Source organism: uncultured Campylobacter sp. (assembly GCF_937949835.1).
Lineage (GTDB): Bacteria > Campylobacterota > Campylobacteria > Campylobacterales > Campylobacteraceae > Campylobacter_B.
The window spans coordinates 1-4,026 of record NZ_CALEDC010000103.1 but is presented as its reverse complement, the minus strand read 5'-3'; the positions used below and the strand labels follow the sequence as shown (position 1 = coordinate 4,026).

The 4,026-nt window shown below is 49.1% G+C and carries 4 protein-coding genes; all 4 read left to right on the top strand.

Annotated features, from left to right (window positions below):
• Positions 1–347: hypothetical protein (locus Q0256_RS02245; RefSeq protein ID WP_297959667.1), on the top strand; the 347-nt coding region annotated here is incomplete at its 5' end.
• Complete coding sequence (locus Q0256_RS02240; protein ID WP_297959665.1) at positions 344–1,564, top strand: SAM-dependent methyltransferase; 1,221 nt, start codon at positions 344–346, stop codon at positions 1,562–1,564. The genes Q0256_RS02245 and Q0256_RS02240, both read left to right, overlap by 4 nt.
• On the top strand, positions 1,554–2,066 hold the full coding sequence (locus Q0256_RS02235; protein WP_297959663.1) for a lipocalin family protein: 513 nt from the start codon (positions 1,554–1,556) through the stop codon (positions 2,064–2,066). Before Q0256_RS02240 ends, Q0256_RS02235 begins: the two co-directional genes overlap by 11 nt.
• A complete protein-coding gene (locus tag Q0256_RS02230; RefSeq protein ID WP_297959661.1) occupies positions 2,066–3,463 on the top strand; it encodes a riboflavin kinase in 1,398 nt (465 codons plus the stop codon). The genes Q0256_RS02235 and Q0256_RS02230 overlap by 1 nt, the downstream gene beginning before the upstream one ends.
• Positions 3,464–4,026 lie beyond the last annotated feature (563 nt).

Genomic DNA, 4,026 nt, shown 5'->3' with positions numbered 1-4,026 from the left:
CTAGGCGTGTGAGCTCCACTTGCCGCGGCGCTAAGACGGCGGGCTCGATGTCGATAGATGCGGCTGCAAGTAAGAATATCTCAAATCTTGCGCCGCTCAAACACTGCGCCGATAGGAAAAATTTTAAAATTTTAGCTAGCGGCAAGATAAAATTCGCAATGCACGGTGAGCTAAAATTTATAATACGCGGCATAGTTAAATTTGCGACACGGTGCGGGCTAAAATTTGAGCCTTGCGGTACTGCTGCACGCGACTTTGCTATGCGCGATAAAATTTTAAACTCAAGCTCGCGCGAAAACTGCGTGAGCTTTAAAATTTCGCCGCCGCGCGGAGAAAAGACAAAATGAGATTTGATCTGCTCGTCGCAAATACGCTTAAAATCAGCAGAAATCAGGCTGCCGCGCTGATAAAGCAGGAAAAAATTTTGCTGCGTGGCGCCGTGCAAAACAGACCCTCTGTGCAGATCGCGCCCGAGCAGAGCGGCGAAATCAGCGCGATTGATCAAATTTACGTAAGCAGAGGTGCGCTCAAGCTTGCGGGCTTTTTGGACGAGCTAGCCGAAAACGGGCTTTTGGAAAACTGCGGCGAAAATTCGCCTAACTCGGCGGCAGAAATTTCAAAGCCGTGCAGCGGCGCGAAGAGCGCGGATAGCAAATCGACAGCGACGCAAAAGGCGAGCGAAGTAACGATGCAAATTTCAAATGTAGATTTTACGGCTACGGATAAAATTTTAGGCGCGAACGAGGCTGATAAAATTCCAAGCGCGGCTGTCGCGACAACAAAGAGCGCGAAAGCGACTACCGAGGCGATCCGTACCGCAAAAACTAGCACCGAGACGGCAGAGATTTTGCAAACCGGTGCAGGCAAACAAACGGTGGAATTTTTACAGACGAGCGCGGGCGCCGAGACGGCAGGGCATTTGCAAATGGACGTAGACGCCGAAACGGCAGAGATTTTAAATACGGCGAAAGCTTCCAAATCGGGCGGCAAGGCGAGCGCGCGCCGCAGTGAAGGCAGCGCGGATCTGGTACAAATAAAACCTTCGCAAAAAGACATTTTAAATTTAGCGGGAGTCGATATTTTGGACGTTGGCAGCAGCACGGGCGGGTTCGTGCAGATTTTATTACAGCGCGGCGCAAAGAGCGTGACCGCGCTTGACGTCGGCAGCTCGCAGCTAAGCGAAATTTTGCGGCGCGATCCTCGCGTGATCGTGCGCGAAAACACCGACATCAGGGAGTTTGAAAGCGAGAAAAAATTTGATCTCATCACCTGCGACGTGAGCTTCATCTCGCTAAATTTGATCCTAAAAAGCCTCACTAGCCTTGCAAAAAGCGCTCTCATCGTGCTATTTAAGCCGCAATTTGAGGTGGGCGCGGAGATCAAGCGAAATAAAAAAGGCGTGCTAAAAGATGAAAAAGCGGTGCGCGCCGCACGGGCGAAATTTGAGCGACTATGCGCCGAGCTGGGGCTTGTCGTGCTACAAACTAGCGCCTGCAAAATCACGGGCAAAGAGGGAAATAGGGAATTTTTCTATCTTTTAAAAAGGATGAACGATGAAATTTAAAAACTTAATTATATTGGCGTTTTGCGCGCTATTTTTGGGCTCATGCGCCAAAAGCTTAAACCCCAAAGCACCGATCGTAAAAAACTTCGACATCGCTAAATTTAGCGGCGGCTGGTATGAAATCGCTCGTATGAAGGGCGGCGGCGAGCTGCAAAACACCGCATACGAGTGCTTTATCGATAAAAACTCTACGATCAATCTTCTAAAAACCGCCAAAACAAGCTCGGGAAAAATCGAAAACGAGCAGCACGTGTTGGAGTTTGCGGGCGATAAAAGCGTAGGCCTGCTCTATCAAAAAGGTCTGATTTCCGACTCCCTCTACCGCGTGGCGCAGGTGGACGGCGACTATCGCTACGCCCTGATCTTCGGCGCCGATACGAGCGAGCTTTACATCCTCTCGCGCACCAAAACCTTGCCTGAGCCGATCCGCATCCTATATCTAAAAAAGGCAAAGCATAGCGGTTACGACACCAAAAAAATCATCAGGACGAAGCAGCAATAATGGCTAATCAAAAATCATGTAAAGACCATACAAAGGCTTCGCTGCGGAATTTTAAAGAGCAAAATTTTGTAGCGCAGAATTCCAGCTTGCAAAATTTTACGGAACGAAATTCCACAAGCAATGGGGGAAATTCATCTAAAAGTATCGAACACCCGAAGCAAGAGCTACGCGAAAACAAAACCGGCGATGCGCACCGCGCAGATGAAGCAGACACCGACACCTCTTGCAGCAATGAAACGACTTTTGGCAGTAAAACGGCTTATAACGACGCTTGCAGCAATGACGTAGACGTGCAGGCTCAAGGCACGCTTCCTGCTTGTGCGGAAGTGCTGCGTGCGCGCTTAAGCGAGCAGTTCGCACGAGGCGAGATTTTCGCAACGCTACAAGGCGCAAACCGCGATAATGTGCGCGCCGTAGCGATCGGAAATTTCGACGGCATGCATCTGGGGCATCAAAAATTATTTGAAAATTTAGGCGAGCACGGCGCAATAATCGTAATCCTAGCAGGTGGTGGCACGAAGCTAACCCCTTTTGCGTCGCGGCAGGCTTTTACGGACAAAAAGATTTTTTATTGCGATCTACGCGCTATCAAAAGCCTTAGTGGTAGCGAATTTATCGAGCTTTTGCGGCAAAATTTCATAAATTTGCAAAAAATCGTCGTCGGCGAGGACTTTAGGTTTGGACGAGACAGAGCGTGGAACGTGGAGCTTTTACGGCGCGAATTTCGCGGGCAAACCTGCGTCGTAGGAGAGTTTTGCTTAAGCGGCGGCGGCGTGCATTCAAGTAGGATCAAGGAGCTTTTATCGCGCGGCCGGTGCGAAGAGGCGGCGGAGCTTTTAGGGCGAGATTACGAGATCTGCGGACGCATAGTGCGCGGTCAGGGACGTGGGGCGCGGGAGTTTGTAGCGACGCTAAATCTTGATGCGAGCGGCTATTTTATGCCAAAGAGCGGCGTTTACGCAACCGTCACGAGCCTGCGCGGCGCAAGATATAAAAGCGTGAGCTTTTTGGGAGAGCGCCTTAGCACCGACGGGGCTTTCGCGCTTGAAACGCACATTTTAGGGGGCTTTGCGGGCTTCGAGGCCTTAAATTCCGCGCAAGATCGCGCGCCGTACTGCGGGGGGCAAGCCGCACATTTTGCGCAAAATTTAGATGAAATTTTAGCATGTAATTCAGTAGAAATTTCTACACAAAATTTTGCGGCGAGCGAGAGCTTGGACGCCGAAAATAAAAATTTAGAGGCTACGGGCAAAAACAACGGTGCGAAATTTGCCTGCGTGAAATTTATAAAGTTCCTGCGCGAAAATCAAAATTTTACCGATCTAGCGCGGCTTAAAGAGCAAATTTTAAAAGACGCTAAGGAGGCGGAGGCGGTACTACGAAGCCGCAAATTTTAATCTACGGCTTGTAAGCTTAAAGATGAAATTTGCGCGCTGTGCGCTTTAAATTTAATGCATCCGTCTGCGTTTCACATCTATGGCACATTAAATGAGCCGTCTGCGTCGTCCCGTATAAAAGTCATGTGCACGTTGTCACTGAAAATGCTTGGTACACCGCCTACATGGCTTTAACGCACCTTGAGCTTGGGCTTATGTAAGGCGAGGTAAGTGTGAGCTGCACCGAGAATCAAGGGCAATAAAAAATCTTAGTTGCGCTGCGAAGCTTTAAAATTTAGCAGGGCTAAGCCGCCAAGCAAGAGCCAAGCGGCTAAATTATGCGCCTAGCTAAACGCAAGATTTTGCCAAGCGGCTCCATTTTTGCGGCGCGTAAAATCGCAAAATGGGCGCGAAATTCTACCAATATAGCTTTGGCTATGCTTTTAGTTTAAGTTCGTAATTAAAGAATTTAAAGGAGCTGTTTTGGCAGTGCGAGATTTGGCGGCGTAAAATTTAATGCTGAGAAATTCCAAGCCCGCTAAATACGGCGCAAAATTTTAAGAATATATTCGCACGGCGCGGAA

What these genes read in the sequence shown, in the direction of transcription:
- Q0256_RS02235 (WP_297959663.1), top strand. Translation starts at nt 1,554, where the DNA reads ATGAAATTTAAAAACTTAATTATATTGGCGTTTTGCGCGCTATTTTTG.
- Q0256_RS02240 (WP_297959665.1), top strand. Translation starts at nt 344, where the DNA reads ATGAGATTTGATCTGCTCGTCGCAAATACGCTTAAAATCAGCAGAAAT.
- Q0256_RS02230 (WP_297959661.1), top strand. Translation starts at nt 2,066, where the DNA reads ATGGCTAATCAAAAATCATGTAAAGACCATACAAAGGCTTCGCTGCGG.